Genomic DNA, 21,835 nt, shown 5'->3' on the forward strand with positions numbered 1-21,835 from the left:
TGGCAGTGAACAGTTTTAGCGAAGGGGCGGTAACGCCCCTTTTGTCTTTCTGGCGTGGAACGCTCGCGCTGGCAGGCATGCTGCTGCTGTCAGCCTGTAGCCACGACACCTCCCTGCCGCCGTTTACCGCCAGCGGTTACGCGGACAACCAGGGCGCGGTCAGGGTCTGGCGCAAAGATTCCGGCGGCGAAGTTCATCTGCTTTCTGCCTTCAGCCCGTGGCATAACGGCAATACGTCGACTGCGGAATATCGCTGGCAGGGAGATGACCTGTCGCTGATTGAACTGAACGTCTACAGCAAAACCCCCGAACACGTGAAAGTGCGTTTTGACGACCATGGCGAGCTGAGCTTTATGCAGCGCGAAGTCAGCGGTCAAAAACAGCAGCTTTCCAGCGATCAAATCGCCCTCTACCGTTATCGTGCTGAACAAATCCGCCAGACCAGCGATGCGCTTCGTCTGGGACGCGTCGTGCTGCGCCAGGGGCGCTGGCATAACGACGGGACGGTGACGACCTGCGAAGGGCAAACGGTCAAGCCTGAGCTCGAATCCTGGGCAACCGAACACATTCAACGCCGTCAGCGTCATTCATCAATGGAAGTGAGTGTGGCGTGGCTTGAGGCGCCGGAAGGCTCTCAGCTGCTGCTGGTGGCGAACGAAGACTTCTGCACCTGGCAGCCGACGGAGAAGAGTTTCTGAGGTAAATCCCCTCTCCCTTGAGGGAGAGGGTCAGGGTGAGGGGGAACAGACGGTTCCGTTACTTCCCCTGCTCGCGCGCAATCGCGCGATAGCCGATATCCTGACGGCTAAAGCTACCGTTCCAGTGAATATCTGCCATCAGCGCATAGGCGCGCTTCTGCGCTTCTGCCACGGTATGGCCCAGCGCGGTTGCACACAGCACGCGGCCGCCGTTGGTGAGGACGCGATCGTCGCCAGCCAGCTTCGTACCCGCGTGGAACACCTTCGCACCTTCAATCTCTTCCAGCGGCAGGCCGTGGATTTCATCACCGGTGCTGTAGTTCCCCGGATAACCACCCGCAGCAATCACCACGCCGAGAGACGCACGCTCGTCCCACTCGGAGGTTTTCTCGTCCAGCTTGCCATCGCAGGCTGCCAGACAGAGCTCCACCAGATCGGATTTCATGCGCAGCATGATTGGCTGCGTTTCCGGATCGCCAAAGCGGCAGTTGAATTCGATGACCTTAGGGTTACCCTGCTTGTCGATCATCAGACCTGCGTAAAGGAAACCGGTGTAGGTATTCCCTTCTGCCGCCATTCCCTTCACGGTAGGCCAGATGATGCGATCCATGGTGCGCTGGTGAACTTCGTCAGTCACTACCGGAGCGGGGGAGTAAGCGCCCATTCCACCGGTATTCGGGCCGGTATCGCCATTGCCCACACGCTTGTGGTCCTGGCTGGTGGCCATCGGCAGAACGTGCTCACCGTCGACCATCACGATGAAGCTTGCTTCTTCACCGTCGAGGAACTCTTCGATCACGATGCGGTGGCCCGCATCACCGAAAGCATTGCCCGCCAGCATATCCTGAACTGCGGCTTCGGCTTCGTCGAGCGTCATCGCGACGATCACGCCTTTACCGGCGGCCAGACCGTCGGCCTTGATAACAATCGGCGCGCCCTTCTCACGTAAGTAGGCCAGAGCAGGCTCCACTTCAGTGAAATTCTGATATTCCGCCGTCGGGATGTTATGACGCGCGAGGAAATCTTTGGTGAAGGCTTTGGAGCCTTCCAGCTGCGCGGCGCCTTCCGTTGGGCCGAAAATTTTCAGGCCCGCTGCGCGGAACGCATCCACCACGCCAATCACCAGCGGCGCTTCCGGGCCGACGATGGTCAGGTCGATTTTCTCGCTCTGGGCAAAACTCAGCAGCGCCGGAATGTCGGTCACGCCGATAGCCACGTTCTGCAGCGCGGGTTCCAGTGCGGTACCGGCGTTGCCCGGTGCCACGAAGACCGTTGTCACCAGCGGAGACTGCGCCGCTTTCCATGCCAGCGCGTGCTCGCGTCCGCCGTTACCAATCACTAATACTTTCATTTTCAGCTCCGGGAATTAATGGCGGAAGTGGCGCATGTCGGTGAAGATCATCGCGATGCCGTGTTCGTCGGCAGCGGCAATCACTTCGTCGTCGCGGATTGAACCGCCTGGCTGGATCACGCAGGTGATGCCCACAGCGGCTGCGGCGTCGATACCGTCACGGAACGGGAAGAAGGCGTCAGAGGCCATGGCGGAGCCTTTGACTTCCAGACCTTCGTCACCTGCTTTAATACCCGCGATTTTCGCAGAGTAAACGCGGCTCATCTGGCCTGCGCCTATCCCGATAGTCATGTTCTCTTTCGCATAGACGATGGCGTTGGATTTTACGAACTTCGCCACTTTCCAGCAGAACAGCGCGTCACGCAGTTCCTGTTCGGTCGGCTGGCGTTTGGTCACCACGCGCAGGTCGGCTTTTGTCACCATGCCCAGATCGCGGTCCTGAACCAGCAGGCCGCCGTTTACGCGTTTGAAGTCCAGGCCCGGCACGCGTTCTGCCCACTGGCCGCAAATCAGTACGCGCACGTTCTGTTTTGCCGCGGTGATTTTCAGCGCTTCTTCGGAGGCCGATGGCGCGATAATCACTTCGACAAACTGGCGGGAGATAATGGCCTGTGCGGTTTCAGCATCCAGTTCGCGGTTGAAGGCGATAATGCCGCCGAACGCGGAGGTCGGGTCGGTTTTGTAGGCGCGATCGTAGGCATCCAGAATAGAGGTGCTTACCGCCACGCCGCATGGGTTGGCGTGCTTGACGATAACGCAGGCCGGCTCGCTGAACTCTTTCACGCATTCCAGCGCCGCGTCGGTGTCGGCAATGTTGTTATAGGAGAGCGCTTTGCCCTGAACCTGCTGAGCGGTCGCAACAGAGGCTTCTTTTACCTCTTCTTCTATATAGAAGGCAGCCTGCTGGTGGCTGTTCTCACCGTAACGCATATCTTGTTTCTTAATGAAGTTCAGATTCAGGGTACGCGGGAAGCGGCCAGAAGGATCTTTGCTTTCACCGTGGTAAGCCGGCACCAGGCTACCGAAGTAGTTGGCGATCATGCTGTCATACGCTGCGGTGTGCTCGAAAGCTTTAATGGCGAGGTCGAAACGGGTATCCAGAGTCAGCGACCCTTCGTTGGCATCCATCTCATTAATAATGGTCTCGTAATCGCTGCTCTTCACCACGATAGCCACATCTTTATGGTTCTTGGCTGCTGAGCGCACCATGGTTGGGCCGCCAATATCAATATTCTCTACGGCATCCTCCAGAGAACAGCCTTCGCGGGCAACGGTCTGGGCAAACGGGTAGAGGTTAACGACAACCATGTCGATCGGCGCGATGTCGTGCTGTTCCATAATGGCGTCGTCCTGGCCGCGACGGCCAAGAATACCGCCGTGGACTTTCGGATGCAGGGTTTTGACGCGTCCATCCATCATTTCCGGGAAACCGGTGTAATCGGACACTTCGGTTACCGGCAGACCTTTATCTGCTAACAGGCGAGCGGTACCGCCTGTAGAAAGCAGTTCTACACCGCGTGCAGAAAGTGCCTGAGCGAATTCGACGATACCGGCTTTATCAGAAACACTGAGCAGAGCGCGGCGGACTGGACGACGTTGTTGCATGGTAAATCCCCTGGATTTCACGATTACAGAGAGCGTTAGATGAATTTTCCTGCGAAAAACTCATCTAACACACCTGACGAGGCATCCTTGTTAAGCGCGAGCATTTTAACGAAAACGTTTGCGCAACGCTCGCACATTTTCACTTTTTCGCATCACTGTGGATAACTTTGTGCATAAAAGGGTATAAGGCGGGGTTTTGCTGGGGAATGCAGCAGTCAGTCATTTTTTTGCAACTTTTCGGTTGCGGTCGTTCGGGAACTCCCTATAATGCGCCTCCATCGACACGGCGGATGTGAATCACTTCACAAACAGCCGGTCGGTTGAAGAGAAAAAATCCTGAAATAACGGGTTGACTCTGAAAGAGGAAAGCGTAATATACGCCACCTCGCAACGGTGAGCGAAAGCTGCGTTGCACTGCTCTTTAACAATTTATCAGACAATCTGTGTGGGCACTCAAAGTGACATGGATTCTTAATGTCTTCGGACAATAAATGAATACCAAGTCTCTGAGTGAACATGCGTAATTCATTACGAAGTTTAATTCACGAGCATCAAACTTAAATTGAAGAGTTTGATCATGGCTCAGATTGAACGCTGGCGGCAGGCCTAACACATGCAAGTCGAGCGGCAGCGGAAAGTAGCTTGCTACTTTGCCGGCGAGCGGCGGACGGGTGAGTAATGTCTGGGAAACTGCCTGATGGAGGGGGATAACTACTGGAAACGGTAGCTAATACCGCATAACGTCGCAAGACCAAAGAGGGGGACCTTCGGGCCTCTTGCCATCAGATGTGCCCAGATGGGATTAGCTAGTAGGTGGGGTAACGGCTCACCTAGGCGACGATCCCTAGCTGGTCTGAGAGGATGACCAGCCACACTGGAACTGAGACACGGTCCAGACTCCTACGGGAGGCAGCAGTGGGGAATATTGCACAATGGGCGCAAGCCTGATGCAGCCATGCCGCGTGTATGAAGAAGGCCTTCGGGTTGTAAAGTACTTTCAGCGGGGAGGAAGGCGGTGAGGTTAATAACCTCATCGATTGACGTTACCCGCAGAAGAAGCACCGGCTAACTCCGTGCCAGCAGCCGCGGTAATACGGAGGGTGCAAGCGTTAATCGGAATTACTGGGCGTAAAGCGCACGCAGGCGGTCTGTCAAGTCGGATGTGAAATCCCCGGGCTCAACCTGGGAACTGCATTCGAAACTGGCAGGCTAGAGTCTTGTAGAGGGGGGTAGAATTCCAGGTGTAGCGGTGAAATGCGTAGAGATCTGGAGGAATACCGGTGGCGAAGGCGGCCCCCTGGACAAAGACTGACGCTCAGGTGCGAAAGCGTGGGGAGCAAACAGGATTAGATACCCTGGTAGTCCACGCCGTAAACGATGTCGACTTGGAGGTTGTGCCCTTGAGGCGTGGCTTCCGGAGCTAACGCGTTAAGTCGACCGCCTGGGGAGTACGGCCGCAAGGTTAAAACTCAAATGAATTGACGGGGGCCCGCACAAGCGGTGGAGCATGTGGTTTAATTCGATGCAACGCGAAGAACCTTACCTACTCTTGACATCCAGAGAACTTTCCAGAGATGGATTGGTGCCTTCGGGAACTCTGAGACAGGTGCTGCATGGCTGTCGTCAGCTCGTGTTGTGAAATGTTGGGTTAAGTCCCGCAACGAGCGCAACCCTTATCCTTTGTTGCCAGCGGTTAGGCCGGGAACTCAAAGGAGACTGCCAGTGATAAACTGGAGGAAGGTGGGGATGACGTCAAGTCATCATGGCCCTTACGAGTAGGGCTACACACGTGCTACAATGGCGCATACAAAGAGAAGCGACCTCGCGAGAGCAAGCGGACCTCATAAAGTGCGTCGTAGTCCGGATTGGAGTCTGCAACTCGACTCCATGAAGTCGGAATCGCTAGTAATCGTAGATCAGAATGCTACGGTGAATACGTTCCCGGGCCTTGTACACACCGCCCGTCACACCATGGGAGTGGGTTGCAAAAGAAGTAGGTAGCTTAACCTTCGGGAGGGCGCTTACCACTTTGTGATTCATGACTGGGGTGAAGTCGTAACAAGGTAACCGTAGGGGAACCTGCGGTTGGATCACCTCCTTACCTTAAAGAACCTGCCTTTGTAGTGCTCACACAGATTGTCTGATGAAAAGTAAATAGCAAGGCGTCTTGCGATTGAGACTACACGTCCCCTTCGTCTAGAGGCCCAGGACACCGCCCTTTCACGGCGGTAACAGGGGTTCGAATCCCCTAGGGGACGCCACTTGCTGGTTCGTGAGTGAAAGTCACCTGCCGTCATATCTCAAAACTGACTTGCGAGTCATGTTTGAGATATTTGCTCTTTAAAAATCTGGATCAAGCTGAAAATTGAAACGACACATCTTTAATGGTGTGTTCGAGTCTCTCAAATTTTCGCAATCTTGAAGTGAAACATCTTCGGGTTGTGAGGTTAAGCGACTAAGCGTACACGGTGGATGCCCTGGCAGTCAGAGGCGATGAAGGACGTGCTAATCTGCGAAAAGCGCCGGCGAGGTGATATGAACCTTTGACCCGGCGATGTCCGAATGGGGAAACCCAGTGCAATTCGTTGCACTATCGTTAACTGAATACATAGGTTAACGAGGCGAACCGGGGGAACTGAAACATCTAAGTACCCCGAGGAAAAGAAATCAACCGAGATTCCCCCAGTAGCGGCGAGCGAACGGGGAGCAGCCCAGAGTCTGAATCAGCTTGTGTGTTAGTGGAAGCGTCTGGAAAGTCGCACGGTACAGGGTGACAGTCCCGTACACGAAAGCACACAGGCTGTGAACTCGAAGAGTAGGGCGGGACACGTGGTATCCTGTCTGAATATGGGGGGACCATCCTCCAAGGCTAAATACTCCTGACTGACCGATAGTGAACCAGTACCGTGAGGGAAAGGCGAAAAGAACCCCGGCGAGGGGAGTGAAAAAGAACCTGAAACCGTGTACGTACAAGCAGTGGGAGCACCTTCGTGGTGTGACTGCGTACCTTTTGTATAATGGGTCAGCGACTTATATTCTGTAGCAAGGTTAACCGTATAGGGGAGCCGAAGGGAAACCGAGTCTTAACTGGGCGTTAAGTTGCAGGGTATAGACCCGAAACCCGGTGATCTAGCCATGGGCAGGTTGAAGGTTGGGTAACACTAACTGGAGGACCGAACCGACTAATGTTGAAAAATTAGCGGATGACTTGTGGCTGGGGGTGAAAGGCCAATCAAACCGGGAGATAGCTGGTTCTCCCCGAAAGCTATTTAGGTAGCGCCTCGTGAATTCATCTTCGGGGGTAGAGCACTGTTTCGGCTAGGGGGCCATCCCGGCTTACCAACCCGATGCAAACTACGAATACCGAAGAATGTTATCACGGGAGACACACGGCGGGTGCTAACGTCCGTCGTGAAGAGGGAAACAACCCAGACCGCCAGCTAAGGTCCCAAAGTCATGGTTAAGTGGGAAACGATGTGGGAAGGCACAGACAGCCAGGATGTTGGCTTAGAAGCAGCCATCATTTAAAGAAAGCGTAATAGCTCACTGGTCGAGTCGGCCTGCGCGGAAGATGTAACGGGGCTAAACCATGCACCGAAGCTGCGGCAGCGACGCTTATGCGTTGTTGGGTAGGGGAGCGTTCTGTAAGCCGTTGAAGGTGTGCTGTGAGGCATGCTGGAGGTATCAGAAGTGCGAATGCTGACATAAGTAACGATAAAGCGGGTGAAAAGCCCGCTCGCCGGAAGACCAAGGGTTCCTGTCCAACGTTAATCGGGGCAGGGTGAGTCGACCCCTAAGGCGAGGCCGAAAGGCGTAGTCGATGGGAAACAGGTTAATATTCCTGTACTTGGTGTTACTGCGAAGGGGGGACGGAGAAGGCTATGTTAGCCGGGCGACGGTTGTCCCGGTTTAAGCATGTAGGCGGAACGACCAGGTAAATCCGGTCGTTTATTAACGCTGAGGTGTGATGACGAGGCACTACGGTGCTGAAGTAACAAATGCCCTGCTTCCAGGAAAAGCCTCTAAGCATCAGGTAACACGAAATCGTACCCCAAACCGACACAGGTGGTCAGGTAGAGAATACCAAGGCGCTTGAGAGAACTCGGGTGAAGGAACTAGGCAAAATGGTGCCGTAACTTCGGGAGAAGGCACGCTGATATGTAGGTGAAGCCCCTGCGGGTGGAGCTGAAATCAGTCGAAGATACCAGCTGGCTGCAACTGTTTATTAAAAACACAGCACTGTGCAAACACGAAAGTGGACGTATACGGTGTGACGCCTGCCCGGTGCCGGAAGGTTAATTGATGGGGTTAGCGGCAACGCGAAGCTCTTGATCGAAGCCCCGGTAAACGGCGGCCGTAACTATAACGGTCCTAAGGTAGCGAAATTCCTTGTCGGGTAAGTTCCGACCTGCACGAATGGCGTAATGATGGCCAGGCTGTCTCCACCCGAGACTCAGTGAAATTGAACTCGCTGTGAAGATGCAGTGTACCCGCGGCAAGACGGAAAGACCCCGTGAACCTTTACTATAGCTTGACACTGAACACTGGTCCTTGATGTGTAGGATAGGTGGGAGGCTTTGAAGCGTGGACGCCAGTCTGCGTGGAGCCGTCCTTGAAATACCACCCTTTAATGGCTGGTGTTCTAACGTAGACCCGTGATCCGGGTTGCGGACAGTGTCTGGTGGGTAGTTTGACTGGGGCGGTCTCCTCCCAAAGAGTAACGGAGGAGCACGAAGGTTAGCTAATCCTGGTCGGACATCAGGAGGTTAGTGCAATGGCATAAGCTAGCTTGACTGCGAGAGTGACGGCTCGAGCAGGTGCGAAAGCAGGTCATAGTGATCCGGTGGTTCTGAATGGAAGGGCCATCGCTCAACGGATAAAAGGTACTCCGGGGATAACAGGCTGATACCGCCCAAGAGTTCATATCGACGGCGGTGTTTGGCACCTCGATGTCGGCTCATCACATCCTGGGGCTGAAGTAGGTCCCAAGGGTATGGCTGTTCGCCATTTAAAGTGGTACGCGAGCTGGGTTTAGAACGTCGTGAGACAGTTCGGTCCCTATCTGCCGTGGGCGCTGGAGAATTGAGGGGGGCTGCTCCTAGTACGAGAGGACCGGAGTGGACGCATCACTGGTGTTCGGGTTGTCATGCCAATGGCACTGCCCGGTAGCTAAATGCGGAAAAGATAAGTGCTGAAAGCATCTAAGCACGAAACTTGCCCCGAGATGAGTTCTCCCTGAGACTTTAAGTCTCCTGAAGGAACGTTAAAGACTATGACGTTGATAGGTCGGGTGTGTAAGCGCAGCGATGCGTTGAGCTAACCGATACTAATGAACCGTGAGGCTTAACCTTACAACGCCGAAGGTGTTTTGGCGAAGAGACAGAACAATCAAATTTCAGCCTGATACAGATTAACAGAATTTGCCTGGCGGCTTTAGCGCGGTGGTCCCACCTGACCCCATGCCGAACTCAGAAGTGAAACGCCGTAGCGCCGATGGTAGTGTGGGGTCTCCCCATGTGAGAGTAGGGAACTGCCAGGCATCAAAATAGAAGAACCCCGTACCGAAAGGTGCGGGGTTTTTTGCTTTTGTTTTTCACCCTCTCCCTGCGGGAGAGAGACGGGGCGAGGGGCATCAAACCGTACCATTCTCTCCTTGAAACTTTCTCACCTTCCGCTTGCAGACTCGACATTCAAACCGTTTCTGGGTATCGTTAGCTATCTGGATGTCTAAACGTTTATACGTATGCTGTGAGGATATAAAGCTATGCCGATTCGGGTGCAGGACGAGCTACCAGCCGTCAATTTCTTGCGTGAAGAAAATGTCTTTGTCATGACGACTTCACGTGCGACAGGTCAGGAAATTCGCCCGCTGAAGGTGCTTATTCTCAATCTGATGCCAAAAAAGATCGAAACAGAGAACCAGTTCCTGCGTCTTCTGTCGAACTCCCCGCTGCAGGTCGATATTCAGCTGCTGCGAATCGATGCCCGTGAGTCACGTAACACGCCTTCCGAGCATCTGAACAACTTCTACTGTAACTTCGATGACATTCAGGGTGAAAATTTCGACGGACTGATTGTGACCGGCGCGCCGCTGGGCCTGGTGGAATTTAACGATGTCGCTTACTGGCCGCAGATCAAACAGGTTCTGGAGTGGGCAAAAGATCACGTCACGTCCACGCTGTTTGTCTGTTGGGCGGTACAAGCCGCACTGAATATTCTCTATGGCATCCCCAAGCAAACCCGCACTGAAAAGCTCTCCGGCGTATACGAACACCACATTCTCCATCCACATGCGTTGCTGACGCGTGGTTTCGATGATTCTTTCCTGGCCCCGCATTCTCGCTACGCTGACTTCCCGGCCCAGCTGATTCGTGATTACACCGATCTGGAGATTCTGGCTGAAACGGAAGATGGGGACGCTTACCTGTTTGCCAGTAAAGATAAGCGCATTGCCTTTGTGACCGGACATCCTGAGTACGATCCGCACACCCTTGCGGCAGAATATTTCCGTGATGTCGAAGCGGGTCTTAACCCGGATGTCCCGTACAACTATTTCCCGAAGGACGATCCACAAAACAAACCGAGAGCGACCTGGCGCAGCCACGGGAATTTGCTTTTTACTAACTGGCTCAACTATTACGTCTACCAGATCACACCATACGATCTGCGTCACATGAATCCAACGCTGGAGTAATCGTCTGCACTAAACGATCCTAAAGCGTTTCAGCTATTCAAATCAGGCACCTTCGGGTGTCTTTTTTATTTCCGAAATGCCACTCATCATTCTTTAAAACTTTAATTTCAATAAAATCAATCATTTAAATTCAATTTATAATTAAAATGGAAATTGTTTTTGATTTTAGAAGAAATAGAGATAGTCTTAATTCTGCTGAGCGAAAACTACCCAACGATCTTTCGTTCGCATCGGGAGCGTGATTTTGGATCTTTGATGAGGAGCAGAGTAATGACTCAACAGGCAACGACGGTCGATGAACTGGCCTTTACCCAGCCGTATGGTGCGCAAGAACAGCAGGTATTGACGGCAGAAGCGGTAGAATTTCTGACTGAACTGGTGACCCGCTTTACGCCGCAGCGTAATAAGCTGCTGGCGGCACGCATTCATCAGCAGCAGGAAATTGATAACGGCAAGTTGCCTGGTTTTATTTCGGAAACCGCTTCCATTCGCCGTGGCGAGTGGAAAATCCGCGGCATCCCTGAAGATTTACAGGATCGTCGCGTTGAGATCACCGGTCCGGTAGAGCGAAAAATGGTGATCAACGCCATGAACGCGAACGTTAAGGTCTTCATGGCCGATTTTGAAGATTCCCTGGCGCCGGACTGGCGTAAGGTCATCGAGGGCCAGATCAACCTGCGCGACGCCGTGAACGGCACCATCAGTTATACCAACGAAGCCGGTAAAATTTACCAGCTCAAACCGAACCCGGCGGTGCTGATCTGCCGCGTGCGCGGCCTGCACCTGCCTGAAAAACATGTCACCTGGCGTGGGGAAGCCATTCCGGGAAGTCTGTTTGATTTCGCGCTCTATTTCTTCCACAACTACAAAGCCCTGCTGGCGAAGGGCAGCGGCCCGTATTTCTATCTGCCTAAAACGCAGGCCTGGCAGGAAGCAGCCTGGTGGAGCGAGGTCTTCAGCTACGCGGAAGATCGTTTCAACCTGCCGCGCGGCACCATCAAAGCCACGCTGCTGATTGAAACGCTGCCTGCCGTATTCCAGATGAATGAAATTCTGCACGCCCTGCGTGACCACATTGTCGGTCTGAACTGCGGACGCTGGGACTATATTTTCAGCTACATCAAAACCCTGAAAAACTATCCCGATCGCGTACTGCCGGATCGCCAGGTCGTGACCATGGATAAACCGTTCCTGAGCGCCTACTCGCGTCTGCTGATCAAAACCTGCCACAAGCGCGGCGCCTTTGCGATGGGCGGCATGGCGGCTTTTATCCCGAGCAAAGACGCAGAGCGCAACAATCAGGTGCTCAACAAGGTGAAAGCCGATAAAGAGCTTGAAGCCCGGAACGGTCACGACGGCACGTGGATTGCGCATCCCGGCCTGGCCGATACGGCAATGGAGGTCTTCAACCGCGTCCTCGGTGACAACAAAAACCAGCTGTTTGTCACGCGTGAAGACGATGCCCCAACGGCTGAAGAACAGCTGCTGGCCCCGTGCGCGGGCGAACGGACGGAAGAGGGGATGCGGGCCAATATTCGCGTCGCCGTGCAGTACATCGAAGCATGGATCTCCGGCAACGGCTGCGTGCCGATCTACGGCCTGATGGAAGATGCCGCGACGGCGGAGATCTCACGTACCTCTATCTGGCAGTGGATCCACCATCAAAAAACGCTCAGCAACGGCAAGCCGGTGACCAAATCCCTGTTCCGCCAGATGCTGGCCGAAGAGATGCGGGTGATCCAGGACGAGCTGGGCGAACACCGCTTCAGCAGCGGACGCTTTGACGACGCCGCGCGCCTGATGGAGCAAATCACCACATCAGATGACTTAATCGACTTCCTGACCCTGCCGGGCTACCGCTTCCTGGCGTAATCCACCACATAACAATATGGAGCATCTGCACATGAAAACCCGTACCCAACAAATCGAAGAATTGAAGAAAGAGTGGACACAACCTCGCTGGGAAGGCATCCGCCGTCCTTACAGCGCTGAGGAAGTGGTGAAATTACGCGGCTCGGTCAATCCGGAATGCACGCTGGCGCAAAATGGCGCGGCGAAAATGTGGAAGCTGCTGCACGGCGGTTCCAAAAAAGGCTACATCAACAGCCTCGGTGCGCTGACCGGCGGTCAGGCCCTGCAGCAGGCGAAGGCGGGTATTGAGGCTATTTACCTCTCCGGCTGGCAGGTCGCGGCGGACGCCAACCTGGCCTCCAGCATGTATCCGGATCAGTCGCTCTATCCGGCTAACTCCGTGCCGTCGGTCGTGGATCGGATCAACAACACCTTCCGCCGTGCGGATCAGATCCAGTGGGCTGCCGGTATCGAACCTGGCGATCCGCGCTTTATTGACTACTTCCTGCCGATCGTTGCGGATGCGGAAGCGGGCTTCGGCGGCGTGCTGAACGCCTTCGAGCTGATGAAATCGATGATTGAGGCCGGTGCAGCGGCCGTTCACTTCGAAGACCAGCTGGCGTCAGTGAAGAAGTGCGGACATATGGGCGGTAAAGTGCTGGTTCCTACACAAGAAGCGGTTCAGAAGCTGGTTGCCGCACGTCTGGCTGCTGACGTGCTCGGCGTGCCGACGCTGGTCATTGCCCGTACCGATGCGGACGCGGCTGACCTGATCACCTCTGACTGCGATCCGTACGACAGCGAGTTCATCACCGGCGAGCGTACCAGTGAAGGTTTCTATCGTACCCACGCGGGTATCGAGCAGGCTATCAGCCGCGGTCTGGCGTACGCGCCGTACGCGGATCTGGTCTGGTGTGAAACGTCCACGCCGGATCTGGCGCTGGCAAAACGCTTTGCTGATGCCATTCATGCGAAGTACCCGGGCAAACTGCTGGCCTACAACTGCTCGCCGTCCTTCAACTGGCAGAAAAAGCTGGATGACAAAACGATCGCCAGCTTCCAGCAGCAGCTGTCCGACATGGGCTACAAATACCAGTTCATTACTCTGGCAGGCATCCACAGCATGTGGTTCAACATGTTCGACCTGGCGCACGCCTATGCGCAGGGTGAGGGCATGAAGCACTACGTTGAGAAGGTGCAGCAGCCGGAATTTGCGGCGGGCAAAGATGGTTATACCTTCGTCTCTCACCAGCAGGAAGTGGGAACCGGCTACTTCGATAACGTGACCACGATCATTCAGGGCGGCACCTCCTCCGTCACCGCCTTGACGGGTTCAACGGAAGAAGCACAGTTCTAATCTTTCCCCCTCTCCCCCCTGGGGAGAGGGCTGGTGGTGAGGGGGAATATATGTCGCGTGGCCTGGAATTACTGATTGCCCAAACTATTTTGCAGGGCTTCGATGCCCAGTATGGTCGTTTTCTTGAAGTGACCTCCGGCGCGCAGCAGCGCTTCGAACATGCAGACTGGCATGCGGTTCAGCAGGCCATGAAGCAGCGTATCCATCTCTACGATCACCACGTGGGTCTGGTGGTGGAGCAGCTGCGCTGTATTACCGACGGTAAAAGTCCGGACGCGGAATTTTTACTGCGCGTGAAGGAGCACTACACCCATCTGTTACCCGACTACCCGCGCTTCGAGATTGCGGAGAGCTTTTTCAACTCCGTCTATTGCCGGTTATTTGACCACCGCTCATTATCTCCTGAGCGGTTATTTATCTTCAGCTCCCAGCCCGAGCGGCGCTTTCGTACCATTCCGCGTCCGCTGGCGAAAGATTTCTTTCCCGATCGCGGATGGGAAAAGCTCCTGCACCGCGTGCTAACGGATTTGCCGCTGCGCCTGCCCTGGGAGAATAAAACCCGGGATATTGGTTATATCCACGCGCATCTCAACGAAACCTTCGGCGCGGAGGTGCTCAGCCACAGCCATTTGCAGGTTGCCAACGAGCTTTTCTACCGCAATAAAGCCGCCTGGCTGGTGGGTAAACTGGTTACCCCTACGGCCATCGTGCCGTTTCTGCTGCCCATTCACCGCACCGACGGTGGGGAACTGTTTGTCGATACCTGTCTGACCACCAGCGCCGAGGCCAGCATCGTGTTTGGCTTCGCCCGTTCCTATTTTATGGTCTATGCTCCGCTGCCTGCCGCGCTGGTGGAGTGGCTGCGCGAGATCCTGCCGGGCAAAACCACCGCCGAGCTGTATATGGCCATTGGTTGCCAGAAGCATGCCAAAACGGAAAGCTACCGGGAATACCTGCGTTATGTCACTACCGCTGATGAGCAATTTATCGAAGCGCCCGGCATTCGCGGCATGGTGATGCTGGTGTTTACGCTGCCGGGCTTCGACCGGGTCTTTAAGGTGATTAAGGACAGATTCGCGCCGCAGAAAGAGATGACCGCCGCGCACGTCCGCGCCTGCTACCAGCTGGTTAAGGAGCACGACCGCGTCGGGCGCATGGCGGATACTCAGGAATTCGAAAACTTTGTGCTGGATAAGCAGCAGATCGACCCGGCGCTCATGGCGCTGTTAATGCAGGAAGCTCCCGCGAAAATCACCGATCTGGGTGATAAAATCGTGATTAGCCATCTCTATATTGAACGCCGCATGGTGCCGCTGAATATCTGGCTGGAGCAGTCCGAAGGTCAGGCTTTAAGAGATGCGATTGAAGAGTACGGCAACGCGATTCGCCAGCTTGCCGCCGCCAATATCTTCCCGGGCGATATGCTGTTCAAAAACTTCGGCGTTACACGTCACGGGCGGGTGGTGTTCTACGATTACGACGAAATTTGCTACATGACTGAAGTGAATTTCCGCGATATCCCACCGCCCCGCTACCCGGAAGATGAGCTTTCCAGCGAGCCGTGGTACAGCGTCTCGCCGGGCGATGTTTTTCCCGAAGAGTTTCGCCACTGGCTGTGCGCCGACCCGCGCATCGGGCCGCTATTCGAAGAGATGCATGCCGATCTGTTTCGCGCCAGCTACTGGCGCGGACTGCAAACGCGGATCAAAAATGGGCATGTCGAAGATGTGTATGCATACCGCCGCAAGCAGCGGTTTTGCATCAGGTTTTCAGAGGGCATCATGTAGGCCGGGTATGGCGAAGCCGCCACCCGGCAATGCATACTTAACGAATCCCACCGTACGCCAGCGTCACCTCTTTCGCCGCCTTAATTACCAGTGCGCCCAGCTCGGTAACCCGGTCATCGGTCATGCGCGAAATCGGTCCGGAGATAGAGATGGCGGCAAACGGCTCGCGGTGCTCGTCAAAAATACAGGCTGCGATACAGCGCAGGCCGAGGGCGTGCTCCTCGTCGTCAAACGAATAGCCGCGCTTGCGGGTCAGGGCCAGATCTTCTTTCAGATGGACGGGTGACACCAGCGTGGCGTGGGTATAGGCGTGCAGCCCTTTACGGTGCAGTAGCCCCGTCACCTGCTCCTCGCTCAGCTGCGAGAGAAATGCTTTCCCCGCCCCGGACGCGTGCATCGGCAGCTTACCGCCAATCGGCGCGGACATGCGCATCAGCTGCGTGCACTGTACCTGGTCGATGATAATCGCCTGATGGTCGCTCTGGTCCAGCACCGCCAGGTTTACGGTCTCGCCGGAGTCCTCCATCAGCTTGCGCAGAATCGGGTGAACAATCGCCAGCAGGTTGCGGCTCTGCAGGAAGCTGCTGCCAACGATAAATGCATGCGCGCCCACCGCCCAGTGCCCCAGCTCGCCCACCTGGCGGACAAAGCCCAGCTGCTGCATGGTGGTCAGAAGACGGTGCGTCGTGGAGTTCGGCAGGCCAGCCTGCTGGGCAAGCTCCGTCAGGGCCACGCTGCTGTGCGACTCGGCTATCCACTCCAGCAGCTTCAAACCGCGCGTGAGCGATTGAACCTGTCCGCCCTGTTGTGCGGTGGTGGCAGCAGCAGGTTTTCTGCCGCGTTTAGCGGGAACGGTCGCGACCATGACGATCTCCTTTTTCTGTATCGTGGAAATCATTTTCGTTTTATTTGGTGAATTTGCAACCGTTATCCTGACTGATCGGAGGAGTGATGGTGAACATGTCTCATGTTACCGCTGAGCGACTTTTCCGCCCTGCGAGATTGTGCCAGTATGGAACGCAGCCTTTTGGCCTTGTTGAGCGTTGTCGGGAGCAAGTGTGAGCAGCAAAGTAGAGCAACTGCGTGCGCAGTTAAATGAACGAATTCTGGTGCTGGACGGCGGCATGGGCACCATGATCCAGGGGTATCGTCTGAGTGAAGATGATTTCCGCGGCGAACGCTTTGCCGACTGGCCCTGCGACCTGAAAGGGAACAACGACCTGCTGGTGCTCAGCAAGCCGTCCGTGATTAAAGATATCCACAACGCCTACTTCGAAGCGGGTGCGGATATCATTGAAACCAACACCTTTAACTCGACAACCATCGCCATGGCGGATTACCAGATGGAATCCCTGTCGGCGGAAATCAACCTGGAAGCCGCGAAGCTGGCGCGCGCCTGCGCCGACGAGTGGACGGCCCGCACGCCGGATAAACCGCGCTACGTTGCCGGGGTGCTTGGCCCAACCAACCGCACCGCGTCGATTTCACCGGACGTCAACGACCCGGCGTTTCGTAATATCACCTTTGACCAGCTGGTTGCTGCCTACCGTGAATCGACCAAAGCGCTGGTGGAAGGCGGTTCCGATCTGATCCTGATTGAAACGGTATTCGACACCCTCAACGCCAAGGCCGCGATTTACGCGGTAAAAGAGGAGTTCGAGGCGCTGGGCGTTGACCTGCCGATCATGATTTCCGGAACCATCACCGATGCCTCTGGCCGTACCCTGTCCGGCCAGACCACCGAAGCGTTTTATAACTCCCTGCGCCACGCCGACGCGCTCTCCTTCGGCCTGAACTGCGCGCTGGGTCCAGATGAACTGCGCCAGTACGTGCAGGAGCTTTCGCGTATTGCGGAATGCTACGTCACCGCGCACCCGAACGCCGGTCTGCCGAACGCCTTCGGCGAATACGATCTTGATGCCGATACCATGGCGGCGCAAATCCGCGAGTGGGCCGAGTCTGGATTTCTGAACATCGTCGGCGGCTGCTGCGGCACCACGCCTGAACATATCGCTGCTATGAGCAACGCCGTGGCCGGGCTGCCGCCGCGCAAGCTGCCCGAGCTTCCGGTTGCCTGTCGTCTCTCCGGCCTTGAGCCGTTGACCATCGGCGAAGACAGCCTGTTTGTGAACGTGGGCGAGCGTACGAACGTTACCGGTTCCGCCAAGTTCAAACGCCTGATCAAAGAGGAGAAGTACAGCGAAGCGCTGGATGTTGCCCGTCAGCAGGTGGAAAGCGGCGCGCAGATTATCGATATCAACATGGATGAGGGGATGCTCGACGCCGAAGCGGCGATGGTGCGTTTCCTCAACCTGATTGCCGGTGAGCCGGACATCGCCCGCGTGCCGATCATGATCGACTCCTCCAAATGGGACGTGATCGAGAAGGGGCTGAAGTGCATTCAGGGTAAAGGCATCGTCAACTCCATCTCGATGAAAGAGGGCGTGGAGATCTTTATCCACCACGCGAAAATGGTGCGCCGCTACGGTGCCGCCGTGGTGGTGATGGCCTTTGACGAAGTGGGCCAGGCCGATACCCGCGCGCGTAAAATTGAGATTTGCCGCCGCGCGTACAAAATACTGACCGAAGAGGTGGGCTTCCCGCCGGAAGACATCATCTTTGACCCGAACATCTTCGCCGTGGCGACCGGTATCGAAGAGCACAATAACTACGCCCAGGACTTTATCGGCGCGTGCGAGGACATTAAGCGCGAGCTGCCGCATGCGCTGATCTCCGGCGGCGTGTCGAACGTGTCGTTCTCGTTCCGCGGTAACGACCCGGTGCGCGAAGCGATCCACGCCGTGTTCCTCTACTACGCCATCCGCAACGGGATGGACATGGGGATCGTCAACGCCGGCCAGCTGGCGATTTACGACGACCTGCCCGCAGAGCTGCGCGACGCGGTAGAAGACGTGATCCTTAACCGTCGCGACGACGCCACCGAGCGCATGCTGGACCTGGCGGAAAAATACCGCGGCAGCAAATCGGATGAATCGGCCAACGTTCAGCAGGCCGAGTGGCGCGCCTGGGACGTGAAAAAGCGTCTGGAATATTCGCTGGTAAAAGGCATCACCGAGTTTATCGAGCAGGATACCGAAGAGGCGCGTCAGCAGTCAGCCCGCCCGATCGAGGTGATCGAAGGGCCGCTGATGGACGGCATGAACGTGGTGGGCGATCTGTTCGGTGAGGGCAAAATGTTCCTGCCGCAGGTGGTGAAATCCGCCCGAGTGATGAAGCAGGCCGTGGCGTACCTGGAGCCGTTTATCGAGGCCAGCAAAGAGAAAGGCTCCAGCAACGGCAAAATGATCATTGCCACCGTCAAGGGCGACGTGCACGACATCGGCAAGAATATCGTCGGCGTGGTGCTGCAGTGCAATAACTACGAGATTATCGATCTTGGCGTTATGGTCCCGGCGGATAAAATCCTCAAGACCGCGCGCGAAGTGAACGCCGATCTGATTGGCCTCTCCGGGCTGATCACCCCGTCGCTGGACGAAATGGTTAACGTGGCGAAGGAGATGGAGCGCCAGGGCTTCACCATTCCTCTGCTGATTGGCGGCGCGACCACCTCCAAAGCGCACACGGCGGTCAAAATCGAGCAGAACTACAGCGGGCCGACGGTCTACGTTCAGAACGCCTCGCGCACGGTGGGCGTGGTCTCCGCGCTGCTCTCTGACACCCAGCGCGACGAGTTTGTTGAGCGCACCCGCAAAGAGTACGAAACCGTTCGCATCCAGCACGGGCGCAAGAAACCGCGCACCCCGCCAGTTTCACTCCAGGCGGCGCGCGATAACGATCTGGCTTTTGACTGGTCGAGCTATACGCCGCCGGTCGCGCATCGGCTGGGCGTTCAGGAGGTCAGCGCCAGCATAGAAACGCTGCGCAACTACATCGACTGGACGCCGTTCTTTATGACCTGGTCGCTGGCGGGCAAATATCCGCGCATCCTGGAAGATGAGGTCGTAGGTGAAGAAGCGAAACGCCTGTTTAAAGATGCCAACGATATGCTCGACACGCTGAGTGCTGAGAAAACCCTCAATCCGCGCGGCGTGGTGGGGCTGTTCCCGGCCAACCGCGTGGGAGACGACATCGAAATTTATCGCGATGAAACCCGCACCCACGTGCTGGCGGTCAGCCGCCATCTGCGTCAGCAAACCGAGAAAGTGGGCTTTGCCAACTACTGCCTGGCCGATTTTGTCGCGCCGAAGCTGAGCGGAAAAGCCGACTATATCGGCGCCTTTGCGGTAACCGGCGGTCTGGAAGAAGATGCGCTGGCGGACGCGTACGAAGCGCAGCACGACGATTACAATAAAATCATGGTGAAAGCGATAGCCGACCGCCTGGCGGAAGCCTTCGCCGAGTACCTGCACGAGCGCGTGCGCAAGGTGCACTGGGGCTACGCGGCGAATGAAAACCTCAGCAACGAGGAACTGATCCGCGAAAACTACCAGGGTATTCGTCCGGCACCGGGATATCCGGCCTGTCCGGAACACACCGAAAAGGGCACTATCTGGCAACTGCTGGACGTCGAAGCCCATACCGGAATGAAGCTCACCGAGTCGTTCGCCATGTGGCCGGGTGCGTCCGTCTCCGGCTGGTACTTCAGCCACCCGGACAGCAAGTACTTTGCCGTGGCGCAGCTGCAGCGCGATCAGATTGAAGATTACGCCCTGCGCAAAGGCATGAGCGTATCAGAAGTCGAGCGCTGGCTGGCACCGAATTTAGGCTACGACGCAGACTAACGTCACTTTTCCTTACAACAAACAGGGCACCTCAAGGGTGCCTTGTCTCTTTCTTACGCTTAAACCCTTATACTGAACCTATGGAAAACGAATAACGATAAGGAGGAAAACCTTTCGTGCTGACCTTGTTACACCTGCTTTCTGCAGTCGCACTGCTCGTATGGGGCACCCATATCGTTCGTACCGGCGTGATGCGCGTCTTTGGCGCGCGCTTGCGTACCGTTCTCAGCAGCAGCGTTGAGAAGAAGCCGCTCGCCTTCTGCGCGGGTATTGGCGTAACGGCACTGGTGCAGAGCAGTAACGCCACAACCCTGCTTGTCACCTCCTTTGTGGCGCAGGATCTGGTGGCGCTGGCTCCGGCGCTGGTCATTGTGCTGGGGGCCGACGTGGGGACCGCGCTGATGGCGCGTATCCTGACCTTCGATCTCTCCTGGCTGTCGCCGCTGCTGATTTTTGTCGGCGTCATCTTCTTCCTCGGCCGCAAACAGACGCGCGCCGGCCAGCTTGGACGCGTGGGCATTGGCCTGGGGCTGATTCTGCTGGCGCTGGAGCTGATTGTGCAGGCGGTCACCCCTATTACCGAGGCCAACGGCGTTCAGGTCATCTTCGCTTCCCTGACCGGGGACATCATGCTCGACGCGCTGATTGGCGCGGTGTTTGCCATCGTCAGCTACTCCAGCCTGGCCGCCGTGCTGCTGACGGCCACGCTTACCGCCGCCGGGGCGATCTCCTTCCCGGTGGCGCTGTGTCTGGTGATAGGTGCCAACCTCGGCTCTGGCCTGCTGGCGATGCTCAATAACAGCGCGGCCAACGCTGCCGCCCGCCGCGTGGCGCTCGGTAGCCTGCTGTTTAAGCTGGTGGGCAGCCTGATTATCCTGCCCCTTATCCATCCGCTGGCGAACCTGATGGACAACCTCCCGCTGCCGAAGGCGGAGCTGGTGATCTACTTCCACGTGTTCTACAACCTGGTGCGCTGCCTGGCGATGGTGCCTTTTGCCGGGCCGATGGCCCGCTTCTGCGAACGTCTCATTCAGGATGAACCGGAGCTGGATGCGCGCCTGAAGCCGAAGCACCTGGATACGTCCGCGCTGGATACCCCGGCACTGGCGCTGGCGAATGCCGCGCGCGAGACGCTGCGCATGGGCGACGCAATGGAAACCATGCTCGAAGGCCTGCAAAAGGTGATGCACGGCGAGCCGCGAGAGGAGAAAGAGCTGCGCAGACTGGCGGACGATATCAACGTGCTCTATACCGCCATTAAGCTTTACCTGGCGCGCATGCCGCAGGACGAACTGGCGGAAGAGGAGTCCCGCCGCTGGGCGGAAATCATTGAGATGTCGCTTAACCTTGAGCAGGCCTCCGATATTGTTGAGCGCATGGGCAGCGAGATAGCCGATAAATCGCTGGCCGCACGCCGGGCGTTCTCCGTTGAAGGCTTAAAAGAGCTTGCAGCGCTGCACGAACAGCTGGTCAGCAACCTCAAGCTGGCGATGCTGGTCTTCTTTTCCAGTGACGTGCCGAGCGCGCGCCGCCTGCGCCGCAACAAGCATCGTTTCCGTATCCTGAACCGCCGCTATTCGCACGCCCACGTCGAGCGTCTGCATCAGCAGAACGTGCAGAGTATTGAGACCAGCTCACTCCACCTGGGGCTGCTGGGCGATATGAAGCGTCTCAACTCGTTGTTCTGCGCGGTGGCCTACAGCGTGATGGAACAGCCGGATGAAGATGACGAGCGGGATGAGTATTAATC

The 21,835-nt window shown here is 56.3% G+C and carries 10 protein-coding genes, 1 tRNA gene and 3 rRNA genes; 11 read left to right on the forward strand and 3 right to left on the reverse strand.

Features of this window, described 5'->3' with window-relative positions; all coding sequences use genetic code 11:
• Positions 1 to 5: 5 nt before the first annotated feature.
• Entirely contained in the window at positions 6 to 698 is a 693-nt protein-coding gene (locus PUP35_RS01065) for a DUF1481 domain-containing protein (protein ID WP_111966116.1), read from the forward strand.
• A 58-nt stretch (positions 699 to 756) separates the two neighbouring features.
• Here PUP35_RS01065 and purD read toward each other — a convergent pair whose 3' ends face one another.
• The gene (purD, locus tag PUP35_RS01070; RefSeq protein WP_274241675.1) at positions 757 to 2,049 is read right to left on the reverse strand and encodes a phosphoribosylamine--glycine ligase; all 1,293 of its coding nucleotides are present in this window, start codon (positions 2,047 to 2,049) and stop codon (positions 757 to 759) included.
• Positions 2,050 to 2,064: 15 nt separating this feature from the next.
• Positions 2,065 to 3,654: a bifunctional phosphoribosylaminoimidazolecarboxamide formyltransferase/IMP cyclohydrolase gene (purH, locus tag PUP35_RS01075; protein ID WP_127729212.1), complete on the reverse strand. Its 1,590-nt coding sequence runs from the start codon at positions 3,652 to 3,654 to the stop codon at positions 2,065 to 2,067.
• Positions 3,655 to 4,213: 559 nt separating this feature from the next.
• Between purH and PUP35_RS01080 the strand changes: the two genes are divergently transcribed.
• The 8 genes from PUP35_RS01080 to aceK all read left to right on the forward strand — a co-directional run bounded on the left by PUP35_RS01080 (position 4,214) and on the right by aceK (position 15,343).
• A 16S ribosomal RNA gene (locus tag PUP35_RS01080) occupies positions 4,214 to 5,755 on the forward strand.
• An 84-nt stretch (positions 5,756 to 5,839) separates the two neighbouring features.
• Positions 5,840 to 5,915, forward strand: a tRNA-Glu gene (locus PUP35_RS01085).
• 184 nt (positions 5,916 to 6,099) lie between these two features.
• Positions 6,100 to 9,005: ribosomal RNA gene (locus PUP35_RS01090) — 23S ribosomal RNA — on the forward strand.
• A gap of 72 nt (positions 9,006 to 9,077) precedes the next feature.
• Positions 9,078 to 9,193, forward strand: a 5S ribosomal RNA gene (gene rrf, locus PUP35_RS01095).
• The 16S, 23S and 5S rRNA genes sit together here with 1 tRNA gene alongside, the layout of an rRNA operon.
• 225 nt (positions 9,194 to 9,418) lie before the next feature.
• Positions 9,419 to 10,348 carry a homoserine O-acetyltransferase MetA gene (gene metA / locus PUP35_RS01100; protein ID WP_136195985.1) on the forward strand — a complete coding sequence of 310 codons (930 nt, stop codon included), beginning with the start codon at positions 9,419 to 9,421 and terminating at the stop codon, positions 10,346 to 10,348.
• A 270-nt stretch (positions 10,349 to 10,618) separates the two neighbouring features.
• Positions 10,619 to 12,220, forward strand: a complete 1,602-nt coding sequence (gene aceB / locus PUP35_RS01105; RefSeq protein WP_274241676.1) for a malate synthase A — start codon at positions 10,619 to 10,621, stop codon at positions 12,218 to 12,220.
• Positions 12,221 to 12,251: 31 nt separating this feature from the next.
• Positions 12,252 to 13,556: an isocitrate lyase gene (gene aceA, locus PUP35_RS01110; protein ID WP_024906665.1), complete on the forward strand. Its 1,305-nt coding sequence runs from the start codon at positions 12,252 to 12,254 to the stop codon at positions 13,554 to 13,556.
• A gap of 50 nt (positions 13,557 to 13,606) precedes the next feature.
• Positions 13,607 to 15,343 carry a bifunctional isocitrate dehydrogenase kinase/phosphatase gene (gene aceK / locus PUP35_RS01115; protein WP_274241677.1) on the forward strand — a complete coding sequence of 579 codons (1,737 nt, stop codon included), beginning with the start codon at positions 13,607 to 13,609 and terminating at the stop codon, positions 15,341 to 15,343.
• A 37-nt stretch (positions 15,344 to 15,380) separates the two neighbouring features.
• Here the strand turns inward: aceK and iclR are convergent, their stop codons facing one another.
• Positions 15,381 to 16,208: a glyoxylate bypass operon transcriptional repressor IclR gene (gene iclR, locus PUP35_RS01120; RefSeq protein ID WP_127729219.1), complete on the reverse strand. Its 828-nt coding sequence runs from the start codon at positions 16,206 to 16,208 to the stop codon at positions 15,381 to 15,383.
• A gap of 193 nt (positions 16,209 to 16,401) precedes the next feature.
• On the opposite strand from iclR, the gene metH reads away from it, so the two are divergent.
• Positions 16,402 to 20,085 carry a methionine synthase gene (metH, locus tag PUP35_RS01125; RefSeq protein WP_274241678.1) on the forward strand — a complete coding sequence of 1,228 codons (3,684 nt, stop codon included), beginning with the start codon at positions 16,402 to 16,404 and terminating at the stop codon, positions 20,083 to 20,085.
• A gap of 116 nt (positions 20,086 to 20,201) precedes the next feature.
• Complete coding sequence (locus PUP35_RS01130; RefSeq protein ID WP_274241679.1) at positions 20,202 to 21,833, forward strand: Na/Pi cotransporter family protein; 1,632 nt, start codon at positions 20,202 to 20,204, stop codon at positions 21,831 to 21,833.
• Positions 21,834 to 21,835: the final 2 nt, after the last annotated feature.

This window comes from Enterobacter sp. S-33, assembly GCF_028735835.1.
GTDB classification, from domain to species: Bacteria; Pseudomonadota; Gammaproteobacteria; order Enterobacterales; family Enterobacteriaceae; genus Enterobacter; species Enterobacter vonholyi.